Annotated in this window: 22 protein-coding genes; 12 read left to right on the top strand and 10 right to left on the bottom strand. The window is 59.3% G+C overall.

The window, feature by feature from the left end; translation table 11 throughout:
- The first annotated feature begins 6 nt into the window (after nucleotides 1–6).
- The 3 genes from NL116_RS24810 (at nucleotide 7) to NL116_RS24820 (ending at nucleotide 5,495) form a co-directional block, all read left to right on the top strand.
- Nucleotides 7–1,104 (top strand): DUF1513 domain-containing protein, encoded by a 1,098-nt coding sequence (locus NL116_RS24810; RefSeq protein WP_494374458.1) that lies wholly within the window; start codon nucleotides 7–9, stop codon nucleotides 1,102–1,104.
- Nucleotides 1,105–1,297: 193 nt separating this feature from the next.
- A complete protein-coding gene (locus NL116_RS24815) occupies nucleotides 1,298–2,446 on the top strand; it encodes an efflux RND transporter periplasmic adaptor subunit (protein WP_494374459.1) in 1,149 nt (382 codons plus the stop codon).
- Between the two features lie 13 nt (nucleotides 2,447–2,459).
- Nucleotides 2,460–5,495: a multidrug efflux RND transporter permease subunit gene (locus NL116_RS24820; protein ID WP_494374460.1), complete on the top strand. Its 3,036-nt coding sequence runs from the start codon at nucleotides 2,460–2,462 to the stop codon at nucleotides 5,493–5,495.
- 144 nt (nucleotides 5,496–5,639) lie between these two features.
- Here NL116_RS24820 and NL116_RS24825 read toward each other — a convergent pair whose 3' ends face one another.
- From NL116_RS24825 to colR, 5 genes are all read right to left on the bottom strand, one after another.
- Nucleotides 5,640–5,867 (bottom strand): hypothetical protein, encoded by a 228-nt coding sequence (locus NL116_RS24825; RefSeq protein WP_494374461.1) that lies wholly within the window; start codon nucleotides 5,865–5,867, stop codon nucleotides 5,640–5,642.
- A gap of 2 nt (nucleotides 5,868–5,869) precedes the next feature.
- Nucleotides 5,870–6,583, bottom strand: coding sequence for a lipopolysaccharide kinase InaA family protein (locus tag NL116_RS24830; RefSeq protein WP_494374462.1), 714 nt, complete (start codon nucleotides 6,581–6,583; stop codon nucleotides 5,870–5,872).
- A gap of 4 nt (nucleotides 6,584–6,587) precedes the next feature.
- Nucleotides 6,588–7,256, bottom strand: a complete 669-nt coding sequence (locus NL116_RS24835; protein ID WP_494378128.1) for a class I SAM-dependent methyltransferase — start codon at nucleotides 7,254–7,256, stop codon at nucleotides 6,588–6,590.
- 161 nt (nucleotides 7,257–7,417) lie between these two features.
- Complete coding sequence (locus tag NL116_RS24840; protein ID WP_494374463.1) at nucleotides 7,418–8,701, bottom strand: sensor histidine kinase; 1,284 nt, start codon at nucleotides 8,699–8,701, stop codon at nucleotides 7,418–7,420.
- Entirely contained in the window at nucleotides 8,691–9,374 is a 684-nt protein-coding gene (gene colR / locus NL116_RS24845) for a two-component system response regulator ColR (protein ID WP_162439431.1), read from the bottom strand. Before colR ends, NL116_RS24840 begins: the two co-directional genes overlap by 11 nt.
- A 203-nt stretch (nucleotides 9,375–9,577) precedes the next feature.
- Here colR and NL116_RS24850 point away from each other — a divergent pair, with 203 nt between their 5' ends.
- Nucleotides 9,578–11,527, top strand: a complete 1,950-nt coding sequence (locus NL116_RS24850; RefSeq protein ID WP_494374464.1) for an LTA synthase family protein — start codon at nucleotides 9,578–9,580, stop codon at nucleotides 11,525–11,527.
- Between the two features lie 54 nt (nucleotides 11,528–11,581).
- Nucleotides 11,582–12,325, top strand: coding sequence for a phosphatase PAP2 family protein (locus tag NL116_RS24855; RefSeq protein WP_494374465.1), 744 nt, complete (start codon nucleotides 11,582–11,584; stop codon nucleotides 12,323–12,325).
- A 138-nt stretch (nucleotides 12,326–12,463) separates the two neighbouring features.
- Here NL116_RS24855 and groL read toward each other — a convergent pair whose 3' ends face one another.
- From groL to NL116_RS24875, 4 genes are all read right to left on the bottom strand, one after another.
- A complete protein-coding gene (gene groL / locus NL116_RS24860; RefSeq protein WP_494374466.1) occupies nucleotides 12,464–14,104 on the bottom strand; it encodes a chaperonin GroEL in 1,641 nt (546 codons plus the stop codon).
- 49 nt (nucleotides 14,105–14,153) lie between these two features.
- Nucleotides 14,154–14,447, bottom strand: coding sequence for a co-chaperone GroES (locus NL116_RS24865; protein WP_494374467.1), 294 nt, complete (start codon nucleotides 14,445–14,447; stop codon nucleotides 14,154–14,156).
- Nucleotides 14,448–14,693: 246 nt separating this feature from the next.
- Nucleotides 14,694–15,170, bottom strand: a complete 477-nt coding sequence (locus NL116_RS24870; protein ID WP_494374468.1) for an FxsA family protein — start codon at nucleotides 15,168–15,170, stop codon at nucleotides 14,694–14,696.
- A gap of 66 nt (nucleotides 15,171–15,236) precedes the next feature.
- Nucleotides 15,237–15,968: a HugZ family pyridoxamine 5'-phosphate oxidase gene (locus tag NL116_RS24875; RefSeq protein ID WP_494374469.1), complete on the bottom strand. Its 732-nt coding sequence runs from the start codon at nucleotides 15,966–15,968 to the stop codon at nucleotides 15,237–15,239.
- 164 nt (nucleotides 15,969–16,132) lie between these two features.
- Between NL116_RS24875 and NL116_RS24880 the strand changes: the two genes are divergently transcribed.
- Nucleotides 16,133–16,891, top strand: a complete 759-nt coding sequence (locus tag NL116_RS24880) for an SDR family oxidoreductase (RefSeq protein WP_494374470.1) — start codon at nucleotides 16,133–16,135, stop codon at nucleotides 16,889–16,891.
- Between the two features lie 65 nt (nucleotides 16,892–16,956).
- Here NL116_RS24880 and apbC read toward each other — a convergent pair whose 3' ends face one another.
- Complete coding sequence (apbC, locus tag NL116_RS24885) at nucleotides 16,957–18,051, bottom strand: iron-sulfur cluster carrier protein ApbC (protein ID WP_493142358.1); 1,095 nt, start codon at nucleotides 18,049–18,051, stop codon at nucleotides 16,957–16,959.
- Between the two features lie 175 nt (nucleotides 18,052–18,226).
- Here apbC and metG point away from each other — a divergent pair, with 175 nt between their 5' ends.
- The 6 genes from metG to NL116_RS24915 all read left to right on the top strand — a co-directional run bounded on the left by metG (nucleotide 18,227) and on the right by NL116_RS24915 (nucleotide 24,286).
- Nucleotides 18,227–20,278 (top strand): methionine--tRNA ligase, encoded by a 2,052-nt coding sequence (gene metG, locus NL116_RS24890; protein ID WP_494374471.1) that lies wholly within the window; start codon nucleotides 18,227–18,229, stop codon nucleotides 20,276–20,278.
- Nucleotides 20,279–20,419: 141 nt separating this feature from the next.
- Entirely contained in the window at nucleotides 20,420–20,989 is a 570-nt protein-coding gene (locus tag NL116_RS24895; protein WP_494374472.1) for an electron transport complex protein RnfA, read from the top strand.
- Nucleotides 20,986–22,200 (top strand): electron transport complex subunit RsxB, encoded by a 1,215-nt coding sequence (gene rsxB / locus NL116_RS24900; protein WP_494374473.1) that lies wholly within the window; start codon nucleotides 20,986–20,988, stop codon nucleotides 22,198–22,200. The genes NL116_RS24895 and rsxB overlap by 4 nt, the downstream gene beginning before the upstream one ends.
- The gene (locus NL116_RS24905; protein WP_494374474.1) at nucleotides 22,187–23,176 is read left to right on the top strand and encodes an RnfABCDGE type electron transport complex subunit D; all 990 of its coding nucleotides are present in this window, start codon (nucleotides 22,187–22,189) and stop codon (nucleotides 23,174–23,176) included. Before rsxB ends, NL116_RS24905 begins: the two co-directional genes overlap by 14 nt.
- Nucleotides 23,173–23,784 carry an RnfABCDGE type electron transport complex subunit G gene (locus tag NL116_RS24910; protein WP_494374475.1) on the top strand — a complete coding sequence of 204 codons (612 nt, stop codon included), beginning with the start codon at nucleotides 23,173–23,175 and terminating at the stop codon, nucleotides 23,782–23,784. The genes NL116_RS24905 and NL116_RS24910 overlap by 4 nt, the downstream gene beginning before the upstream one ends.
- Nucleotides 23,777–24,286 carry an Rnf-Nqr domain containing protein gene (locus tag NL116_RS24915; protein WP_494374476.1) on the top strand — a complete coding sequence of 170 codons (510 nt, stop codon included), beginning with the start codon at nucleotides 23,777–23,779 and terminating at the stop codon, nucleotides 24,284–24,286. Before NL116_RS24910 ends, NL116_RS24915 begins: the two co-directional genes overlap by 8 nt.
- Nucleotides 24,287–24,312 lie beyond the last annotated feature (26 nt).

The raw sequence follows: 24,312 nt of genomic DNA on the forward strand, positions 1-24,312 counted from the left end.
AGTGCCATGCTGCGACGACAGGCTCTGACTTTAGGTAGCTTGCTGCTGGGAGCAGTGACACTGGGCGGCTGGACGCTGTTCAAGCCAAAGGACAAAAGCCCGCTGCTGCTGTCGGCGCGGGACGACACCGACGGCAAGCACTACGCCGTCGGTTATCGGCTGGACGGCACCCGGGTGTTCGCCACCCAGGTCGGCCAGCGCTGCCACGACATCATTAACCACCCGACGTTGACGATCGCGTTATTCGTGGCCCGTCGTCCGGGCACCGAGAGTTACCTGATCGACTTGCGTGACGGCACGCTGCTGCAAACCGTGACCTCGCTGCCAAACCGGCATTTCTACGGGCATGCGGTGATTCACAAGAGCGGCGACTGGCTGTACGCGACCGAGAACGATACCTCCGATCCAGGCCGTGGCTTGCTCGGTGTGTATAAGTTCGACGGTGAGCGACTTATCCACAGCGGCGAGGTTTCCACCCATGGCATCGGCCCGCATCAAGTGTCGTGGATGCCCGATGGCGAAACCCTGGTGGTGGCCAACGGCGGCATTCGCACCGAGGCCGAAAGCCGGGTCGAGATGAACCTCAACGCCATGGAGCCAAGCCTGGTGTTGATGCAACGCGACGGTACGTTGTTGAGCAAGGAAACCCTCGCCCAACAGATGAACAGCGTGCGGCATCTGGGGATCGCCAGCGACGGCACCATCGTGGCCGGTCAGCAATTCATGGGGGCCTCCCACGAGTCATCGGAGCTGTTGGCAATCAAGCGGCCTGGCCAGCCGTTCGTGGCGTTCCCGGTGCCCGAGCATCAGTTGCAGGCGATGGGGCATTACACCGCCAGCGTCGCGGTGCACAGCGACCTGCGCCTGGTGGCGTTGACTGCGCCACGGGGCAACCGCTTTTTCATCTGGGACCTGGACAGCGGCGAAGTGCGCCTGGATGCGCCTTTACCCGATTGCGCCGGGGTCGGCGCCGTGGCCGACGGTTTTGTCGTGACCTCGGGTCAGGGCCGCTGCCGCTATTACGATTGCCGTCAGACAAACCTTGTTGCAAAACCCCTCGAGCTGCCCGCCGGCCTCTGGGATAACCACCTGCATCTCATCTAAACGCCCGCTACCTTGTAGGAGCAGAGCGTGCTCGCGATGGCGGTGTATCAGCCGACTGATACACCGCCATCGCGAGCACGCTCGGCTACCACAGGTTTTGTGCGTCCTGTGAAATGTGTCAGTTGGAATCACCCGCGCACTCGGAGTAATGTGCCTCCCTGTCTCACCTGATTTTCTCCAAGGAACTGGAAATATGCTGCGTCGCCGCATGCTGATCATGTTGGGTGTTGTTCTGCTGATCGTGCTGGTCCTGGCCGGTTATAAAGCCTTCTCCATCTACACGATGATTCAAGGCTTCTCCGCGCCAAAACCGCCGATCAGTGTCGCCGTGGCCACCGCCACCGAACGGCCGTGGCAAGCGCGCCTGCCCACCGTTGGCACGCTCAAGGCATTGCAGGGCGTGGATCTGAGCCTGGAGACCGACGGCACGGTCATCGATTTGCAATTCGAGTCAGGGCAGAAGGTCAAGGCCGGCCAACCGCTGCTGCGGCTCGACAGCTCCGTGGAAAGTGCCTTGCTCGAAACCGCACTGGCCGACCTCGGGCTGGCCCAGCTCGATTACGGTCGTGGCAGCCAATTGGTCGGCAGCCAGGCGATTTCCAAAGGTGAATTCGACCGACTGTCAGCGGTGCAGAAAAAGAGCAAGGCCACGGTCAATCAGCTCAGGGCTGCGCTCAGCAAAAAGAGCATCGCCGCGCCCTTCAGCGGGACCATCGGCATTCGTCAGGTGGACGTCGGTGATTACGTCGCCACCGGCACCATGATTGCCACCCTGCAAGACCTCAGCAGCCTCTATGTAGACTTCTTCGTCCCTGAGCAGTCGATCCCGAAAATCGCCCTCGGCCAACCGGTGCAGGTCATTGTCGCGGCTTACCCGACACGCACCTTCCCCGGCACGATCAGTGCGATCAACCCGAAAGTCGAAAACAGCACGCGCAACGTCCAGGTCCGAGCGACCCTGGCCAATCCCGACGGCATCTTGCTGCCGGGGATGTTCGCCAGTCTGCAGGTGTTGTTGCCCGACCCGCAGCCGCGCATCGTCGTGCCGGAAAGCGCGATCACTTACACGCTGTACGGCAACTCGATCTACGTCGTCGCGCAGAAAAAAGCCGAAGACGGCAGCCTGGAAAAAGACGACAAGGGCCAACCGATCCTGATCGCCGAACGGCGTTTCATCGAAACCGGTGAGCGCCGCGACGGGCTGGTGATGATTACCAAAGGTGTGCAGAACGGCGAAAAAGTGGTCACGGCCGGCCAGATCAAACTGGACAACGGTGCGCACATCGCGATCAGCGACGACAAGACCCTAGCCGAGAAGAACAGTCAGCCGCGCGCGGACTGATCAAGGAATCCCCATGGCTTTTACCGATCCGTTCATCCGCCGCCCGGTCCTCGCGACTGTGGTCAGCCTATTGATTGTGCTGCTGGGCTTCCAGGCCTGGAGCAAGCTGCCATTGCGACAATACCCGCAAATGGAAAACGCCTTGATCACCGTGACCACGGCGTACCCCGGGGCCAACGCCGAAACCATTCAGGGCTACATCACTCAACCGATGCAGCAGAGTCTGGCGAGTGCCGAGGGTATCGACTACATGACGTCGGTCAGTCGCCAGAACTTCTCGGTCATCTCGATCTACGCCCGGATCGGTTCCAACAGCGACCGCTTGTTCACCGAGTTGCTGGCCAAGGCCAACGAGGTCAAAAACCAGTTGCCGCAGGACGCCGAAGACCCGGTGCTGAGCAAGGAAGCGGCCGACGCCTCGGCACTCATGTACATCAGCTTCTTCAGCAAGGAGCTGAGCAACCCGCAGATCACCGACTACCTGTCGCGGGTCATCCAGCCGAAACTGGCCACCCTGCCGGGCATGGCCGAAGCGGAGATTCTCGGCAACCAGGTATTTGCCATGCGCCTGTGGCTGGACCCGGTGAAGCTGGCCGGTTTTGGCCTCAGCGCCAGCGACGTGACCAACGCAGTTCGCCAGTACAACTTCCTCTCCGCCGCTGGCGAAGTGAAAGGCGAGTACGTCGTTACCAGCATCAATGCCAATACCGAGCTCAAGTCCGCCGAAGCCTTTGGCGCGATTCCGCTCAAGGTCGACGGTGACAGCCGCGTGCTGCTCAGCGATGTCGCGCGGGTTGAAATGGGTGCGGAAAATTACGACACCATCAGCTCCTTTGGTGGCACGCCCTCGGTGTACATCGGCATCAAGGCCACGCCGGGCGCCAACCCGCTGGACGTGATCAAGGAAGTGCGCAAGATCATGCCGGACCTGGAAGCCCAGCTACCGCCAAACCTCAAGGGTGAAATCGCCTACGACGCCACGTTGTTTATCCAGGCCTCGATCGACGAAGTGGTGAAAACCCTGTTCGAAGCGGTGCTGATCGTCATCGTCGTGGTGTTCCTGTTTCTCGGGGCACTGCGGTCGGTGGTGATTCCGGTGGTAACCATTCCGCTGTCGATGATCGGCGTAATGTTCTTCATGCAGATGATGGGTTACTCGATCAACCTGCTGACGCTGCTGGCGATGGTGCTGGCCATCGGGCTGGTGGTGGACGATGCCATCGTCGTGGTGGAGAACATTCACCGGCACATCGAGGAAGGCAAGACCCCTTTTGATGCGGCCATAGAGGGCGCCCGGGAAATTGCGATGCCGGTGGTCTCGATGACCATCACCCTGGCGGCGGTCTACGCGCCGATCGGTTTCCTGACCGGGCTGACCGGTGCGCTGTTCAAGGAGTTCGCCCTGACACTGGCCGGGGCCGTGGTGATCTCCGGCGTGGTTGCGCTGACACTGTCGCCGATGATGTGTGCGCTCCTGCTGCGCCATGACGAAAACCCCACAGGCCTGGCCCACCGGCTCGACCGGATTTTCGAGGGCCTCAAGCGTCGTTACCAAAGCGTACTGCATGGCACCCTGAACACCCGGCCGGTGGTGCTGGTGTTTGCGGTAATCGTGCTCTGCCTGATTCCGGTGCTGCTCAAATTCACCAAGTCGGAGCTGGCACCCGACGAGGATCAGGGCATCATTTTCATGTTGGCCAATGCCCCGCAACCAGCCAACCTTGACTACCTGAACGCCTACACCGACGAATTCATCACCATTTTCAAGGAGTTTCCCGAGTATTACTCCTCGTTCCAGATCAATGGGTTCAACGGCGTGCAGTCGGGGATTGGCGGTTTCCTGCTCAAGCCGTGGAATGAACGCCACCGCACTCAAATGGCAATCCTGCCCGAGGTCCAGCGCAAACTGGAGAGCATCGCCGGGTTGCAGATCTTCGGCTTCAACCTGCCCTCCCTGCCCGGCACTGGCGAAGGCCTGCCGTTTCAGTTCGTGATCAACACAGCCAATGATTACGAGTTGCTGCTGCAAGTGATGGACCGGGTGAAAAAGCGTGCAATGGAGTCCGGCAAGTTTGCCTTCGTCGACGTCGACCTGGCCTTCGACAAACCGGAAGTGGTGGTCGATATCGACCGCGCCAAAGCCGCTCAGATGGGCGTCTCGATGCAAGACCTCGGTGGAACCCTGGCGACGTTGCTGGGTGAGGCGGAAATCAACCGTTTCACCATCGAGGGCCGCAGCTACAAGGTTATCGCGCAGGTTGAACGCCCCTTCCGGGATAACCCGGACTGGCTGAACAACTATTACGTGAAGAACAACAAGGGCGAGTTGTTGGCCCTTTCCACCCTGATCACTGTCACGGACCGAGCGCGACCGCGACAGCTGAACCAGTTCCAGCAACTCAACTCGGCCATCCTCTCAGGGGTGCCGTTGGTCAGCATGGGCGAAGCCCTCGACACCGTGCGGCAGATCGCCCGGGAAGAAGCCCCGGCGGGCTTCGCCGTCGACTACGCCGGGGCATCGCGGCAATACGTTCAGGAAGGCAGTGCGCTGTGGGTGACCTTTGCCTTGGCACTGGCGATCATTTTCCTGGTACTGGCGGCGCAGTTTGAAAGCTTCCGCGACCCGCTGGTGATTCTGGTGACTGTGCCGCTGTCGATCTGCGGGGCGTTGATCCCGCTGTTCCTCGGCTGGTCGAGCATGAACATCTACACGCAGGTCGGGCTGGTGACGCTGATCGGGCTGATCAGCAAGCACGGGATCCTGATCGTCGAATTCGCCAACCTGCTGCGCAAGGAAAAAGGCCTGACGGCTCGCGAAGCGGTGGAAGAAGCGGCGGCGATTCGGCTGCGTCCGGTGCTGATGACCACGGCCGCGATGGTGTTTGGCATGGTGCCGTTGATCATTGCCACGGGCGCGGGGGCGGTGAGCCGGTTTGATATCGGGACGGTGATCGCTACAGGGATGTCGATCGGGACGTTGTTTACGTTGTTTGTGTTGCCGTGCATCTACACCCTGCTGGCCAAACCCGACCCTAAAGAACCCGTATAACCTCGCGAGAGCGGTGCATCAGTCGATTTCACTGGTGACTGGCACACCGCTATCGCCAGTTCAGGCTCACTCCTACAAGAGGATTTGTGTTGGGCAAAATAAAGGCCTCGCACATGCGAGGCCTTTATTTTGGCTTCAATCTGGTCAACTTTGCGGCCTCATTCCCTGGGCAAGCCCGAACATGAGCAACAACAAATCATGGTCAGGCTGCGCAGCAACGGAGGCTTTGACTGCGCGTGGTAATGGACAGTGAGCATCGCTGCTCGCTGAACTGAGAACTTGCGTGCGTGGCTGCTCCCAGGCAGCCACCGCCAATGAAGCAACTGCCAAGGCTCCTACTAAAAACAAACCTCGTGCAATTTCTAGTTTCATCGCTATAAACCTTTGATAGCGCTGCCAAACGCCGTCTCATAAAAATAGACGAGTTTTTTCCAGTCCGCATCGGTGAATGACGAATGGCGACGCAGTTGCTTCATGTCATGAGCGGCCGCTTGGGAAGCGGTCATACGCTGTCGACATTTCTCCAGATCGATCAAGGCGATTTCGACCTTGGCCGCTTCACCCTCGCCGGTCACGCGCAAGAACACGTGCTTGATGTAAATGCAGCTGTGCTGCCAACGCCCCTTGTGCATACGGGCGAGGTTCTCGGCCAGATCCTTCAACACGCGATCGTTCACCGCCTCGCCATGGCGCTCCCGCCCGCCACCGGCATACCAGTGTTCGATTTCCTCGAAGCCATCCAGCGACTTGGTCACCAGCAAAGCGCGCCATTTGTGCACAGGGTCGCGCTGTGCGCCGCAGAAAACAATTTCAGGCACCCGCACGCCAAGCTTGCGCAGGCCGATCAGCGCATCTTGCTCGCGCAACACGGTCGGACGGCCAAAAGGGTGCAGCCAGCTGCGATAAATATGGCCGGTCTGGCGCTTGGCATACAGCAGTTGTCCATCGCTGCCCATGACGCGCTGCACGCCACTTTCCCCGCCTCGGCGAACGTTGGGTTCTTCTACCCATTCACCGCGCTGATTCCAGAAATAGTCGAAGCGATCCGTTGGAGCGACGTCCGTTTCTGCTGCACTTTGCACTGCCATCCTGTTACCTCTTGCGTAATACGTAAACGCGCCACATGGCGTAGAGCGGTATGAAGTCCAGTTTTTCCTGAATGCGGAAGCCCGCTTGCTCGAATTCTTTTTCCACCGTTGCGGCGGGTAACACAAAGCGGTTTTGGTAACCTTCTTGCCCACGTCGTGCTTCTGAACGCTTGCGCTTCCAAGCCTTGAAGTTACCGTCCACCCACAACGAAAGGATCACGCTGTCACGGCTGACACGTTCGAATTCGCGCAGAATCGCCAGTCGATGCTCGGCTTCACCGATGTGGTGGAGCAAACGCATGCAGAAAATGCTGTCGACGGCGTTATCAGGCAAAGCGATGTCGAAGGCAGAAGTGTGCAAGGGTTGTACCCGTTTTACCACCTCAGCGGGTTGCGCCTGGCAAGCGATCTTCACCATCGATTCGGAGTTGTCGGCACCGATAATTGCACGGTTGGCTTTTTCCGCCAGCATTGGCCAGAAACGCCCTGCACCGCATGGCAAGTCAAGCACCAGTCCGGGATCGCCGGCCAGCGTCAGCGCCTTGCGCGCCAGCTGTACGTCACGCCAGTGGGACAGCTTGCGACCAAGGCCGTCCTGATGTTTTTGCAGGTAGCGCTTAGCGTGTTGATCGTCGTATTTTTCGGAAAAATCGAGTTTGATCGGGCCGTCCATCATCAGGTCTCCTGAAATGCTGATGTCACCAACCTTAGGTAGCTTAGTGTCGGCGTCAGGTCATTCATTTGTGAAAATTTCGTTGATAGAAACCCCGAACTATTTCAAGGTTTTACAGGATATCAACGATAGCTCAGGGCCATCCAACTGCAACCGTTCATTCAACCGGCATTCGTTGCATTTAACTCGACCTGAAAACGACAGCCATTGGGCTCCATGGTCGTCAGGCTAACGGTCCAGCCCTGGTTCTCACAAATTCGCTGCACCAGCGATAGACCCAGCCCCAAGCCCTCGCCGCGTTTTTCCGAGCCCCGCACGAAAGGCTCGAACATCGCTTCCCGCTTCTCTTCGGGAATCCCGACCCCGCTGTCCTCGACCGTGAACCCTGTGGTCGTGAGTGTCAGGCGGATGAAACCGTGTTCGGTGTAATGCAGTGCATTACGCAGAAGGTTGCCCATCACCGCGTGCAAGAGGGTTGCGTTGTAACAGGTAGTTGGCGATGGACCGGGCTCGAACATCAGTCTCAGCCCCTTGGTTTCTATGGGTTCTCGCCACAGCATGAGCAACCCGTCGGCCACCTGTTTCAGGTTCTGCTGTGGCGACATGCTGGCGTCTTCACGTTGTGCGCGGGCCAGCATCAGGAAGGTTTGTACCAGCTCACGCATCTCTTCACAGGCACGGGCAATGCGTTCGACCTGAGCGCGGCCGCGCTGATCGATACCGGGGTTTTCCAGCAGCAACTCACAGGAACTGGCCAACACCATCAGGGGCGTACGCAGTTCGTGACTGACGTCACTGGTAAACAAGCGCTCGCGGGTCAGCGCCTGGCGCAAACGCCCCAGGGTGGCGTCGAAGGCAACAGCCAGTTCACCCACTTCGTCAGCGGCATAATCCGGTGCCAGGGGCGGCGCCAGACCCAGCAATTGATCGCGATGGCGCACCTGACGGGCCAGCCGTACCACGGGCGCCATGACTTTGCGCGCCAGAACCCAGCCGAGAAAAACCGCCAGCGCCAGGCTCAGGACGAAGCCAACCAGCACCACGGCAAACAGCACCCGCTCACGCTCTTCGAAATCGCTTTGGTCCTGAAGCAACACGTAGCGACGGCCGTCGACGATTTCGACCATGGCGTGATACGACAGCTGATCGCGGAAAACCTCGTGAAAACCCGAATCGAGGTTGCGCAGATCCTTGGGCAGTTCGAAATCCCCTGCCCCGCCGCTGAAGTAGAACAGTTGGTCCGGCTCGGGGCGGTGGTTCCAGTCCGACATGCTGTCCATCAGCAACAATCGCTGCAGATCACCACCCAGTCCAGACGAAATCAGCTTTTCTTCCACCACGTGCACGGTCGCGATAATGCCCATGGCAAAGGCACCGGCCACTAATGCGCTCATCAGCGCAAAGGCAATGATGATCCGTTGAGCAAGGCTCTGCTTAAACTCCATCACGGCCCTCGGCCAAGCGATAACCTACACCGTGAACGGTTTGCAGCAATGGCTTGGCGAACGGCTTGTCGATCACCTGACGCAGTTGATGGACGTGGCTGCGCAGACTGTCACTGTCCGGGCAGTCATCGCCCCACAGTGCTTCTTCGAGAATTTCCCGGCGCAGCACGTGCGGGCTTTTCTGCATCAGTACGGCCAGCAACTTCAGGCCGACCGGGTTGAGTTTCAACAGTCGCCCTTCGCGGGTCACTTCCAGGGTGTCAAGGTCGTAGGCCAGATCACCGACCTGCAACGTGCGACGACCGCCACCTTGGGCGCGACGCATCACCGCCTCGATCCGCGCGGCCAGTTCAGACAGGGCAAACGGTTTGATCAGGTAATCGTCGGCGCCGGACTTGAAGCCCTGCAGCCGGTCGTCGAGTTGGTCGCGAGCCGTGAGCATGATCACTGGCGTGTCGCGGCGGGCGTCTTCGCGCAGGCGTTTGCACAGGGTGTAGCCGTCGATGCCGGGCAGCATGATATCGAGCACGATCAAGTCGTAATGCTCGGTCGCCGCCAAATGCAGGCCGGACAGACCGTCTTGTGCGCAATCCACGGTGTAGCCTTTGAGGCCCAGGTAATCAGCCAGATTGGCCAGGATATCGCGGTTATCTTCAACCAATAGAATTCGCATGGGCACTCCTCCGTACACAGTAACGGCCGTCTTGGCCCGCGCAGCTTAAGGCCAAGTGTGGCTCAGGAATAGGGTTTCACTTCGTAGAATCAATTGCTTCAACCAAATGGTAGGGTTAACACCTTTTTCACTGTCGATTCACACCCTCTCGACAGCATTCGGGAGAGAATCCCGCGCAAATGATAATAAGGAAGGTAAATACAATGGACTTTATCAAGACGGCGCCAGTGCGCTTTCTTCTGCTGGTGACCGGCGCCTGGCTGGCGATTTTCTTCCTGACCCGAACGGTTCTGCTCCTCACTCACCTGGATGAGGCCGGCAGCGGTTTTCTGTCCGTGTTCGGCATCGGCTTGCTGTATGACCTGGGCTTTATAGCCTATGCAGCATTGCCCATGGGCCTGTACTTGCTGCTGTGTCCGCCAGCGCTGTGGCGCCGCCGTGGTCATCGCTGGTTGCTTCAGGGCCTGCTGACGGTCAGCCTGTTCGCCATGTTGTTCACCGCCGTGGCCGAATGGCTGTTCTGGGATGAATTTGGCGTGCGCTTCAATTTCATCGCCGTCGATTACCTGGTGTATTCCGATGAAGTGCTGAACAACCTGCTCGAATCCTATCCAATCGGCAAACTGTTGAGCCTGCTCGCGGTGCTGGCGGTCGGCTTGAGCTTCGTATTGCGTAAGGCCTTCAATGCCGCGATGAACGCCCCGTTGCCGTCATTACGCGGGCGTCTGCTCAACGCCTTGGGATTATTGATCGTCGCCGGTTTGAGCTTGCAACTGCTCAGCCAGGATTCACCTCGCGCACAGGGTGGTAACGCCTACCAGAATGAACTGGCGAGCAATGGCCCGTACCAGTTCTTCGCAGCGTTCCGTAACAACGATCTGGATTACCCGCAGTTCTACAGCACGCTGCCGGCCGATGTTGTCGCACAGCAGATTCGGGCCGAGCTCAGCGAACCCAATGCACGTTTTGTCAGCAAGGACCCGCAAGACATCCGTCGGGACATCGATAACCCCGGCACCCTGCGCACACCCAACATCGTGCTGGTGACCATCGAAAGCTTCAGTGCCAAGTACATGGGCAGCAATGGCGACCAGCGCAACCTGACACCTAACCTCGATGCCCTGCGCCAGCAGAGCCTGTATTTCAACAACTTCTACGCCACCGGCACCCGTACGGATCGCGGCCTGGAAGCCATCACGCTGGCCATCCCGCCAACGCCGGGGCGCTCGATCGTCAAGCGCATAGGCCGTGAGAGCGGTTTTGCCAGCCTCGGCCAACAGCTCAAGGCCGTGGGTTACGACAGCGTGTTCGTTTACGGTGGTCGCGGTTACTTCGATAACATGAACGCGTTCTTCGGTGGCAACGGTTACCGCGTGGTCGACCAGAGCAGCGTCGAAGAATCCGAGATTCACTTCAAGAACGCCTGGGGCATGGCTGATGAAGACCTGTATACGCAGACGCTGAAACTGGCAGACGCCGATTATGCGAAGCAACAGCCGTTCCTGCTGCAACTGATGACCACGTCCAACCATCGCCCTTATACCTACCCGGACAACAGGATCGACATCAAATCCGGCAATGGCCGTGACGGCGCAGTGAAGTACACCGACTATGCCATTGGTCAGTTCCTCGATCAGGCGCGCAAAAAGCCGTGGTTTGACAATACAATCTTCGTCTTCGTCGCCGACCACACCGCAGGCAGCGCCGGTAAAGAAGATTTGCCGATCACCAACTACCAGATTCCGCTGTTTATTTATGCACCGAAGTTGATCGAAGCCCGAGAGACCGCCCAACTGGCCAGCCAGATCGACCTCGCGCCTACTTTGTTGGGTTTGCTGAATCTGGATTATGAATCGACGTTCTTCGGTCGCAACCTGTTGCAGGACAATCCACTGCCGCCGCGCGTGGTGGTTGGCAATTATCAACACCTGGGGTTGTTTGACGGTAAGGATCTGGCGATCCTTAGCCCGCGCCAAGGATTGCGTCGGCATGATGACGCGCTGACAGAAAGTCGCGAGTCCCGTGCCACCGCCAGTGATCCATTGATCACCCGGGCGATTACTTATTACCAAACGGCCAGTTATGGCTTCAAGCAACAGCTGCTTGGCTGGAAGGCGCCCAAGGAGGGTGCCGGCCAAGTCGGCGAACGTTAACCGAATCGCCCCGGGCTGATGCCCCGGGGTTTTTTCCTTTGTTCAGGATCCCCCATGTCATCAACCGTTGTCCGTCCTGCCTCGCGCCCGCTCAATCTCTGGGTGTGCCTGGGTGTTCCCGCCGTCGCGGCGATCATTTTGGTGCTGCTCGAACTGACGTCCCTGGACATGGACCTCGCCAAGCTGTTCTACGATCCAGTGGCAGGGGATTTCATTGGACGCCACAGCTATTTCCTGGAAGACATCCTGCATGACCGCGCCAAGCAGGTGGTCATCGCCTTTTCCGTGTTTGCGATCATCGGCTTTATCGCCTCTTTCTTCGTGGACAGGCTCAAGCCGTTCAAGCGGGAGTTGGGTTGTCTGGTGCTGTCGCTAGGCCTGGCCACTTCCTTTGTCACCCCCATGAAAGCAGTGACGGCGGTGCAATGCCCATGGAGCCTTGAGCAATTCGGCGGTCACGAAACTTACAGCGAATTGCTGAGCCCTCGCCCGCACACGAATAAACCTGGTCGCTGCTGGCCGGGTGGCCATGCCGCCACCGGTTTCACCCTGTTTGCGCTGTTCTTTGTGCTGCGAGACCGTCGTCCACGTATGGCACGCGCGGCGTTTATCTTCGCCTTCGCCTTGGGTTCAGTGTTCTCGATTAGCCGGATGATGCAGGGTGCGCACTTCTTTTCGCACAACGTGTGGACTGCGATTTTCTGCTGGCTGATTTGCCTGGCGTCGTATTACTACGTACTTTACCGACCGGCTTCCAAGGTTGAATCGATGGCCAAGGCGAAAACAGTCAACGCCTGAAACACTGATCAAAAACTGTAGGAGTGAGCCTCGTCGCGGCAGCGGCGACGCGGTCTCCCGACTGGCCCGATAGGAGGGCAATAAAAAACCCCGCCTGCTTTCGCAGGCGGGGTTTTTTCATACAGGGGTAAGGCTGGCTTACATCATGCCGCCCATGCCGCCCATACCGCCCATGTCTGGCATGCCGCCAGCTGGAGCGTCTTCCTTGATCTCGGCGATCATGGCTTCGGTGGTGATCATCAGACTGGCAATCGACGAAGCCGCTTGCAGAGCCGAACGAGTCACTTTAGCCGGGTCCAGGATACCCATTTCGATCATGTCGCCGTATTCGCCGGTAGCAGCGTTGTAACCGTAGTTACCCGAACCCTGCTTGACCTTGTCGACGACTACGCTTGGCTCGTCACCGGAGTTGGCAACGATCTGGCGCAGTGGTGCTTCAACAGCGCGACGCAGCAACTGGATGCCAACGTTCTGGTCATCGTTGTCGCCTTTGAGCTCGGAGATAGCCTGCAGAGCGCGCACCAGTGCCACGCCGCCGCCAGGTACCACGCCTTCTTCAACGGCTGCACGGGTAGCGTGCAGGGCGTCTTCAACGCGGGCTTTCTTCTCTTTCATTTCAACTTCGGAACCCGCGCCAACCTTGATCACTGCAACGCCGCCGGACAGCTTGGCCAGACGCTCTTGCAGTTTTTCACGGTCGTAGTCGGACGAAGTGTCAGCCACTTGCTGACGGATCTGCAGAACGCGAGCCTGAATGTCAGTCTCAACGCCGGCGCCGTCGATCACGGTGGTGTTTTCTTTGGACAGGATCACGCGCTTGGCATTACCCAGGTGTTCCAGGGTAGTGCTTTCCAGGCTCAGACCGATCTCTTCGGAGATAACGGTACCGCCAGTCAGGACAGCGATGTCCTGCAGCATGGCCTTGCGACGGTCGCCGAAGCCTGGCGCCTTGACGGCGGCGACTTTGACGATGCCACGCATGTTGTTCACAACCAGAGTCGCCAGGGCTTCGCCTTCAACGTCTTCGGCCACGATCAGCAGAGGACGGCCAGCTTTGGCAACGGCTTCCAGTACTGGCAACATTTCGCGGATGTTCGAGATCTTTTTGTCGACCAGCAGGATCAGCGGACCGTCGAGCTCGGCAGTCATGGTCTCTGGCTTGTTGACGAAGTACGGGGACAGGTAGCCACGGTCGAACTGCATGCCTTCAACAACCGACAGTTCGTTTTCCAGGCCCGAGCCTTCTTCAACGGTGATCACGCCTTCTTTACCGACTTTTTCCATGGCTTCGGCAATGATGTCGCCGATGGAGCTGTCGGAGTTGGCCGAAATGGTGCCGACCTGAGCGATGGCCTTGGTGTCAGCGCAAGGCTTGGACAGGGCTTTAAGCTCTTTGACGATAGCGATGGTCGCTTTGTCGATGCCGCGTTTCAGGTCCATCGGGTTCATGCCGGCAGCGACGGCTTTCAGGCCTTCGTTGACGATCGATTGAGCCAGAACGGTAGCGGTGGTGGTGCCGTCGCCTGCGTCATCGTTGGCACGGGAGGCAACGTCTTTGACCAGCTGCGCGCCCATGTTTTCGAAGCGATCTTTCAGCTCGATTTCTTTGGCAACGGAAACGCCGTCCTTGGTGATGGTCGGAGCGCCGAAGCTCTTCTCGATGATCACGTTACGGCCTTTAGGGCCCAGGGTCGCTTTTACTGCGTCAGCCAGGACGTTCACACCGGCGAGCATTTTCTTGCGGGCGGAATCGCCGAATTTAACTTCTTTAGCAGCCATGATCGATATTCCTTAAATACTTTGTAGTAGCGGGAAAATGAGCGGGGTATCAGCCTTCGATAACGGCGAGGATTTCGTTCTCGCTCATTACCAACAGGTCTTCGCCGTCGACTTTCACAGTGTTGCTGCCGGAGTAAGGACCGAACACAACCTTGTCGCCAACCTTGACGGCCAGTGCACGCACTTCACCGCTTTCCAGCACTTTACCGGTACCGACAGCGAGGATCTCGCCGCTGTTGGCTTTCTCGGCAGCCGAACCTGGCAGGACGATACCGCCAGCGGTTTTCTTTTCTTCTTCGCTGCGACGGATGACGACGCGGTCATGCAGAGGACGAAGCTTCATTGTCGATCTCTCCTAATTGTGGTTTTCATCGGCCGGTGTATTCCCGGCGGGTTTAACAAATCCGGCGGTGCCGGGTGCGGCTCGACAAGCGAGACGCGGAAGTCTGTCCGGCGTGATCGCCAGAAACCTTGCGGTGACCGTTACATAAGGGCGCATAAGCTTATTACAAGGGCAGGGATCGAAATTTTTTGCATCGATGCCCCAAAACGGACACGGCACCCGAAGGTGCCGTGCAGGTGAAACGTTTTATTGGGTGTCGCGGTGTTCGAACTCGCCTTCGATCACATTGGGCTCGCGGCCCAGCGGCTCGCGTGGAGCAGGACCGCCTCGTGGCTGAAGGTCGTCGGCGAATGCACGCTGACGGATCGCGGCCTCTTCGGCGCGCTGGCGCATTTTGTTGGCCAGCAGTCGACGGGAAATCGGCAGCAGCATGATCAGGCCCAGCACGTCAGAGACGAAGCCCGGCAGAATCAACAGACCGCCCGCCAGGGCCAGCATCAAGCCTTCCAGCATGGTCTGGGCCGGCAGCTCGCCGCGATTCAGGCTTTCACGGGCACGCAGTGCAGTGGCCAGACCGGCGATACGCAATACGAACACGCCGAGCATCGAGCCGAGAATGATCAGCAGCAGGGCCGGGAAAAACCCGATGGCCCCACTGACTTTGACGAATACGAATAGCTCCAACACCGGAAACAGTACAAAGAGCAATAAAAAAGGGCGCATCAAATGGTTCCTCAACGCAAGAATGCCTTGCCAGTAAGCCTTAGATGACGTCGCCCTTTCGTGAATTCAAGCGTCGGCGACTTCTTTTTTGGGCCAATGCTCGGCGTGAGCCAGGAAAACCAAGGCTTCCCGGACTTGTGTCGGCGTATTACAAGGTGCTTGAAACGGCAACCAGTACAGCGCCTGACCGATGCGCAAATGCATGCCTTCGGTGTCGATGCCGGCCAGTTGCGCCGGTTCGGTTTTCGGCAGGCCGGCCAGTTCGACGTAGTGCGCGATGGCGTTGGCGTGATCGGCATTCATGTGCTCGACCATGCTCACTTCGGCCTTGCCGGCAAACGGGTTGGCCAGGGTCAGGTGATCGACCCAGTGAATCGCGCCAAAGCCGCCGATGTAGCGGTGACGAACAGGTTTGAGCACCCAGAAATCAAAATCGTGAGCCTTGTGATAGCTCTGCGATTCCGGGAAATAGCGGTAGTAGCGCTCGGCGGCCGCTTCGATGGCCGCCTCGTCCTCAAGCTTTTCTGCTTCGGCGAGGTACGTCAGCCGACCAACGGCTTGCACGTCATCGGCCTCACGCTCGCCCACGAACAGCGAGCATTTTGGATCTTTCTGCAGGTTATGGGTGTGCTGGGCGATGCGGCTGATAAGGATCAGCGGCCGGCCCTGCTCGTCCAGGCAGTAAGGAACCACCGAGCCAAACGGATAACCCGGCATCGATTTGGAGTGGGTCGAAAGCACTCCCCGGTATTCCTTGAGAAGCAATTCTCGGGCATTCTTGGCCGCTTCTACGCTCAATTTATGACTCCTTAAATAGAATCCGTCGAAAAAACGGACAGGCGCCTGGGGATAAGTATCCAGAACGCCATCGGGCAGTTCTCATGTGCAGCCAAGCCACATCAGGTGCAGATCGAGAGGCCCTCTACTAGGAAACCACTCTGACCTGCTATTGGGGCATGCAAATGCAACTCACTGACAAAGTAATCATTATCACTGGCGGTTGCCAGGGTTTAGGCCGTTCGATGGCCGAGTATTTCGCGGGTAAAGGCGCGAAGCTGGCGCTGGTTGACCTGAACCAGGAAAAGCTCGACGACGCCGTCGCCGCGTGCAAGGCCAAGGGCGTCGAGGCGCGCAGCTACCTGTGCAACGTCGCCAATGAAGAGCAAGTGACCCACATGGTCGCCCAGGTTGCCGACGATTTCGGTGCGATCCACGGCCTGATCAACAACGCCGGCATACTGCGCGACGGCCTGTTGTTGAAGGTCAAGGACGGCGAAATGACCAGGATGAGCCTGGCCCAATGGCAGGCAGTCATCGACGTCAACCTGACCGGCGTGTTCCTGTGCACCCGTGAAGTCGCGGCAAAAATGGTCGAGCTGAACAACAGCGGCGCAATCATCAATATCTCCTCGATCTCCCGTGCCGGCAACGTTGGCCAGACCAACTACTCGGCGGCCAAGGCTGGCGTGGCGGCAGCAACCGTGACCTGGGCCAAGGAACTCGCGCGCTACGGCATTCGCGTGGCGGGCATTGCCCCGGGCTTTATCGAAACCGAGATGACGCTGGGCATGAAGCCTGAAGCGCTGGAGAAGATGACGGCCGGTATTCCGCTCAAGCGCATGGGCAAACCGGAAGAGATCGCCCATTCGGCGGCGTACATTTTCGAGAACGACTACTACACCGGCCGGATTCTGGAAATGGATGGCGGGTTGCGGATCTAACCCCCCTGAACAACTGTGGGAGCGAGCCTGCTCGCTCCCACAGGGGATCGCATTTTTTCAGTGGATCAATCGTCGCTGATGGTGATGTTCGGCATTGCCGGCGACGCCGCTTCCTGCAACACGATCCGCGCGCCGACGTGGCGGGCGAGTTCCTGGTACACCAGCGCAATCGGGCTGTCCGGCTCGGCGATCACCGTTGGCTTGCCGCCATCGGCCTGTTCGCGAATGGCCATCGCCAGCGGCAACGAGGCCAACAGTTCGACGCCATACTGGTTGGCCAGCTTCACACCTCCGCCCTCACCGAACAGATGCTCGGCATGCCCGCAGTTGGAGCAGATGTGCACGGCCATGTTTTCCACCACGCCCAGCACCGGGATGTTGACCTTGCGGAACATCTCCACGCCTTTGCGCGCGTCTAGCAACGCGAGGTCTTGCGGGGTCGTAACGATCACGGCACCGGCGACCGGGACTTTCTGCGCCAGGGTCAGCTGAATGTCACCGGTGCCTGGCGGCATGTCGATGACCAGGTAATCAAGGTCGCCCCACGCCGTTTGTGTCACCAGTTGCAGCAGCGCACCGGACACCATCGGCCCACGCCAGACCATCGGCGTGTTGTCATCGGTCAGGAACGCCATCGACATCACTTCAACGCCATGGGACTCGATCGGCACGAACCACTTCTGATCCTTGACCTTGGGTCGGGTGCCTTCGGGGATACCAAACATGATGCCCTGGCTCGGACCGTAGATGTCCGCGTCGAGAATCCCGACCTTGGCGCCTTCACGGGCCAGCGCCAGCGCCAGGTTCGCGGCGGTGGTGGACTTGCCCACGCCGCCCTTGCCGGACGCCACGGCCACCACGTTTTTCACGTTCGCCAGCCCCGGAATCTGTGCCTGGGCCTTGTGGGCGGCAATCACGCTGGTGATGTCGACACGGGCCGTCGTCACGCCGTCCAGGCCTTCGATAGCCATTTGCAGCATCTGCGACCAGCCACTTTTGAACAGGCCGGCGGCGTAACCCAACTCCAGCTGGACGCTGACGCGATCGCCCTGGATGTCGATAGTGCGCACGCATCCGGCGCTGACCGGGTCCTGGTTCAGGTAAGGGTCGGTGTATTGGCGAAGGACGGCTTCCACCGCTGCGCGATTGACGGCGCTCATGGGCAACTCCGATAGCAAGACTGGAAAATCAGGCGGGTATCCTAACCGTTCTGCTCTGCTATCGGCATGCCTGAAGATCAATTGTTGCGAACGCTTTCCTGTGGCCATAGGGATGAAAAATATGCGCCGGCGCTTTATAGTGGCCGACCTCCGTTTCATCAAGTAGCCGAGCCCCATGTCCGAGCCACGCAAGATCCTCGTCACCAGCGCCCTGCCCTATGCCAATGGTTCGATCCATCTTGGCCACATGCTGGAATACATCCAGACCGATATGTGGGTGCGCTTCCAGAAGCACCGCGGCAACCAATGCATTTATGTTTGCGCCGACGACGCCCACGGTTCGGCCATCATGCTGCGCGCGGAAAAGGAAGGCATCACCCCGGAACAACTGATCGCCAACGTCCAGGCTGAACACAGCGCCGACTTTGCCGAGTTCCTGGTGGACTTCGACAACTTCCACTCCACTCACGCCGAAGAAAACCGTGAGCTGTCGAGCCAGATTTACCTGAAACTGCGCGACGCCGGGCACATCGCCCAGCGCTCGATCACGCAATATTTCGACCCGGAAAAGAAAATGTTCCTGGCCGACCGCTTCATCAAGGGCACCTGCCCGAAATGCGGCACTGAAGACCAGTACGGCGACAACTGCGAAAAATGCGGTGCGACCTACGCGCCCACCGACCTGAAGGATCCGAAGTCGGCGATCTCTGGCGCCACCCCGGTACTCAAGGATTCCCAGCACTTCTTCTTCAAGCTGCCGGACTTCCAGCAGATGCTCCAAACCTGGACCCGCAGCGGCACCCTGCAAGACGCCGTGGCCAACAAGATCGCCGAATGGCTGGACGCCGGCCTGCAACAGTGGGACATCTCCCGCGATGCACCGTACTTCGGCTTCGAGATCCCTGATGAGCCGGGCAAGTACTTCTACGTCTGGCTGGATGCGCCAATCGGTTACATGGCGAGCTTCAAGAACCTCTGCGACCGCACGCCGGAACTGGACTTCGACGCGTTCTGGGGCAAGGACTCCACGGCCGAGCTGTACCATTTCATCGGCAAGGACATCGTCAACTTCCACGCCCTGTTCTGGCCAGCCATGCTCGAAGGCGCGGGTTTCCGTAAACCGACCGGCATCAACGTGCACGGCTACCTGACCGTCAACGGTCAGAAAATGTCCAAGTCCCGTGGCACCTTCATCAAGGCCCGGACGTACCTGGATCACCTGTCGCCGGAATACCTGCGCTACTACTACGCGGCCAAGCTGAGCCGAGGCGTCGACGACCTGGACCTGAACCTCGAAGACTTCGTGCAGAAGGTCAACTCGGACCTGGTCGGCAAAGTCGTCAACATCGCCAGCCGTTGCGCCGGGTTCATCCATAAAGGCAACGCCGGTGTGCTGGTGGCCGGTAATGCCGCGCCTGAGCTGACCGACGCGTTCCTGGCTGCTGCGCCAAGCATCGCCGAGGCTTACGAGGCTCGCGACTTCGCCCGGGCCATGCGTGAAATCATGGGCCTGGCCGACCGCGCCAACGCCTGGATCGCCGACAAGGCACCGTGGTCGTTGAACAAACAGGAAGGCAAGCAGGACGAAGTCCAGGCCATCTGCGCGCTGGGCGTGAACCTGTTCCGCCAGTTGGTGATCTTCCTCAAGCCCGTGCTGCCGTTGCTGGCCGCCGACGCCGAAGCGTTCCTGAATGTCGCGCCGCTGACCTGGAACGACCACGCGACCCTGCTCAGCAACCATCAGCTGAACGAATTCAAGCCGTTGATGACCCGCATCGACCCGGTAAAAGTGCAAGCCATGAGCGACGCGTCCAAAGAAGACCTGACTGCCAGCGCAACCGACACCGGTGAAGCTGCATCGGCCGGTAATGGCGAACTGGCCAAGGATCCGCTGTCGCCGGAAATCGAATTTGACGCCTTTGCTGCGATCGACCTGCGCGTCGCGCTGATCGTCAAGGCCGAACACGTGGAAGGCGCCGACAAGCTGCTGCGCCTGACCCTGGACATCGGTGACGAGCAACGCAATGTGTTTTCCGGGATCAAGAGCGCTTATCCGGACCCGTCTAAGCTCAATGGTCGCCTGACCATGATGATCGCCAACCTCAAGCCACGGAAAATGAAATTCGGCATCTCCGAAGGCATGGTCATGGCGGCCGGTCCTGGCGGTGAAGAAATCTACCTGCTCAGCCCTGATAGCGGCGCCAAGCCGGGTCAGCGCATCAAGTAAGGTTGTGCGGTAGACCGATCCCACAGTCGTGCCTGACGCGACTGTGGGATTTTCATATCTGGCCCACCCTCCGTCCTTGCCGGATAATGCCTAAGCTTTTCAGACCACTCGTTAAAAGCCCCCGTTCTTGCCGGCACGATCATGACCGAGATACTGCTTACGCTTATCAGCGCTGCCCTGATCAACAATGTCGTGTTGCACTGGCCGCTGGGCGCCGATCCGCTGCTGGGTAACGAGCATCGGCAAGTCCATGCGCTGGGCATTGCAACCACCTGTTTGATGTTGCTGGTTGGCACGCTGGGCTATATCGCTGACCGTTGGCTGCTGGTGCCGCTGGAGCTGACGTCGCTGCGCCTGTTCGTGTTCTTGCCCTTAAGCATTTTGTTGATTGCACCGTTGTTGAAAGCGCTGTCGCGGGCACTGCCAAAACTGTCGTTCGACAGGCTCTGGGCGCTTCTCTTGGGCAACGCTGGCGTGCTCGGGTTGACGTTGCTCAATGTTCAGGACGACAAGGGATTCTTTCATGCCACCTTCCTGAGCCTCGGCGCCGGGCTGGGATTTTGGCTGGTGCTGAGCCTGTTCAGTGATTTGCGCCAGCGCACACTCGATAACGATATTCCCCTGCCCTTTCGTGGCCTGCCGCTTCAGTTGATCGGCGCCGGACTGATCGCAGTGGCATTTCTCGGATTTAGCGGACTGATCAAAACATGAGTCTGATTCAACGCATCGACGCCCTCCTGCCGCAGACGCAATGCGGCAAGTGTGGCCACCCCGGATGCAAACCCTACGCCGAAGGCATCGCCAGCGGCGAGCCGATCAACAAGTGCCCGCCCGGCGGCAGCGAAACCATTGCGGCATTGGCCGAGCTGCTGAAAGTACCGGTGTTGGAACTGGACACCAGTCGCGGTTCAGCCCCGGCGCAGATTGCCTATATTCGCGAAGCCGAATGCATCGGTTGCACCAAATGCATCCAGGCCTGCCCGGTGGATGCCATCGTCGGCGCGGCCAAATTGATGCACACGGTGATCATCGATGAATGCACCGGTTGCGACCTCTGCGTAGCGCCCTGCCCGGTGGATTGCATCGAGATGCGGACGTTACCGCTGGCCACGGTGCTGCCGATTGTCGGGGGCCTGGCCTTCAGCCTTGAAGAGCAACGGGCTCGCGCCGCCAAGCGCAACCATGCACGGCGCAGATTCGAACAACGCAACGCCCGCTTGCAGCGCGAGGAACAACAGAAAATCGCAGAACGCCAGGCACGCGCCCAACGTGCCGTTACGCACAGTGAAGTAACGACGACTGATCCGGTACAAGCGGCGCTTGAACGCGTGCGCGGGCAGAAAGCCGCTAACGCTGATGCGGTGTTGAAAAAAGCCAAAATCGATCTGGCGATGAGTCGGGCGCAACTCAACAAATCGCTCAAGGCCTTCGGGCATCCACCGACGTTCGAGCAGCAGGCGCAACTGATCGTGCTGCAACAACAGTTCGAGGCCGCCGAACAGGCTTTGGCGCAACTGGAAAGCACTTCAGCGACGCCCCCGAGGCAGGTTGCCCCGGCGAAGGACGCCGACTTGAAGCGGGCGAAGATCCAGTTGGCCATGCGCCGCGCCGAACTCAAGAAAGCCCAGGCCAACGAAGCACCGACCGAACAGATCGACACTCTGCAACGCGCACTCAACGAGGCCGAACAGGCCTTGCACGTCGCTGAAGCGGCGAGTGAACAACCGACGCCGGACCTGACACGCATCGAAAAACGCCCCATCGACAACCAGCTTCGACAATTGAAAACCGAATTGGCCTACGCCCGCGCCGACGTCAGCAAACTCGAACGAGGTGCGGACACCCCGAGCGAATCGATCGACAAGGCCCGCGCGCGGCTGCTTGAAGCGCAGCGCCTGGTGGATGCCTATGTCAGCCCTTGAATCGGTGGACGAACGCCTCCAGCAGGCCATGAAACTGGTGTTGCTGGCCACCATGCCAGGGCTGCTGACGTTGTTCTGGCTCTATGGTTGGGGCGTCCTGATCAACCTGATGCTGGCGGCCGCCACCGCGCTGGCAGTTGAAGGCGCTGTGGTACGACTGCGCCAGCGACCGTTGAAACCGACGTTGAGCGATGGCAGCGCGCTGGTCAGTGCGACGTTGCTGGCGTTGGCATTGCCACCGTATTGCCCATGGTGGCTGACGGTGTGTGCGGCGGCGTTCGCACTGCTCGGCAAACAGGTGTATGGCGGCGTCGGCAAGAATCCGTTCAACCCGGCGATGCTCGGTTTCGCCCTGGTGCTGGTGACCTTTCCCCAGCAAATGACGCATTGGCCGTCCTCCCACGGCATGGCCTTGCTCGACGGCCTGCAACAGATATTCGGCTTCAACCTCAGCGCGACACCAGACGCCTGGGCCCAGGCCACCGCGCTGGACAGCCTGCGCATCAATAAAAGCCTGACCATGGACGAACTCTTCGCCGGCAACCCGGCGTTCGGCCATTTCGGCGGACGCGGCGTGGAATGGGTCAACCTGGCCTTTCTCGCCGGTGGCGCGTTTCTCCTGCAACGGCGGGTGTTCAGTTGGCATGCGCCGGTCGGCATGCTCGCCAGCCTGTTTGTCATCAGCCTGTTGTGCTGGAACGGTTCGGGCTCCGACTCCCATGGCTCACCGCTGTTTCATCTGCTCACCGGCGCCACCATGCTGGGGGCTTTTTTCATTGTCACGGAACCGGTGTCCGGGGCAAAAAGCGCGGGTGCCCGATTGCTCTTCGGTGTGGGCGTTGGCTTGCTGACTTACCTGATACGGACCTGGGGCGGCTATCCGGACGGATTGGCATTTGCCGTGCTGCTGATGAACCTTTGCGTACCGGCGCTGGAGCGTTTTATTGCGTCCCGGCAGGAGCCCGTAAGCCCATGAGCCGAGCGTCTAGTGTCTTGACTCTGATGCTGCTGGCCGGACTGGGAATCGGCGCGACCTACCTCGCGCATTTCGCCAGCGCACCGCGCATTACTGCAGAACAACGGCGGATCGACAGTCGAAACCTGCTGGACCTGCTACCGGTGCAAAGCTATGACAATCAGCCGCTGGAACATCCACTAGCTGTCACCAACATCCCGTTGGCCAACAGTACGCTGCTGGGCGGCTACCTGGCGACCAGGGCCGGCCAGCCGAGCGCGGTGTTGCTGCGCAGTCAGACGCTAGGCTATGAAGGCAAAATCGAGTTGATGATTGCCATCGATGCCAACGGCACGTTGTTGGGGGTCAAAACCCTCAAGCAATCGGAAACCCCGGGGCTGGGCGGCAAGATCGCCGACTGGCCGAACGCATGGCTTCAAACGTTTACCGGCAAGTCGCGCATCGACCCCGGCGACACGGGCTGGGCCTTGAAAAAGGACCAGGGACAATTCGACCAGGTGGCGGGGGCGACCATTACGTCAAGGGCGGTGATCAGCGCCATTCATGATGCCTTGCGCTACTTCGATGAACAGCGGAAATCCTTGATCGGGAGTAGCGTCCATGACTAAGTCGTCGACCCTGCAAAACTCGCTGATGCTGGCCCCCCTGCTCGGCGCCACGACTTCCTGGACGGCGGCGCTGGGACTGTGGCTGATGTTCCTCATGGTCATCAGTGCTTATGGCGTTGGCATGTGGGCGTTGCGTTCGCGGCTGGTTCCTTCCGCCCGCTTGCTTGCCAGCATACTGTTGGCCGCCACGCTCACCAGTTGCGCGCAATTGGCCGCACAAGTCTTATCACTTCAATGGCACCAGCCTGTGGCGCTGTACGCAGGACTGATCGCCCTGCAATGCGTTGTGCTGGAATACAACGGTTTCTTCCAGAGCCCACGCCTTGATCGCAGGCGTCTGTGCACGTTGTTTGGCGCCTTGATGTTGGGCCTGGGCCTGCTGCGAGAGCTCCTAGGCAACGCTGGCCTGCACCTCGCCACGCTAGTCCCCGGCGGGTTCATCCTGTTGGGAGTGTTGATCGCTGCACGTCAGGCTTGGGCCCGCTCGACGCCCTCACATTGATTGACTGTTTTTAGGGAAACGCATCG

The sequence above is a fragment of the Pseudomonas sp. FBCC-B1667 genome (assembly GCF_059133255.1).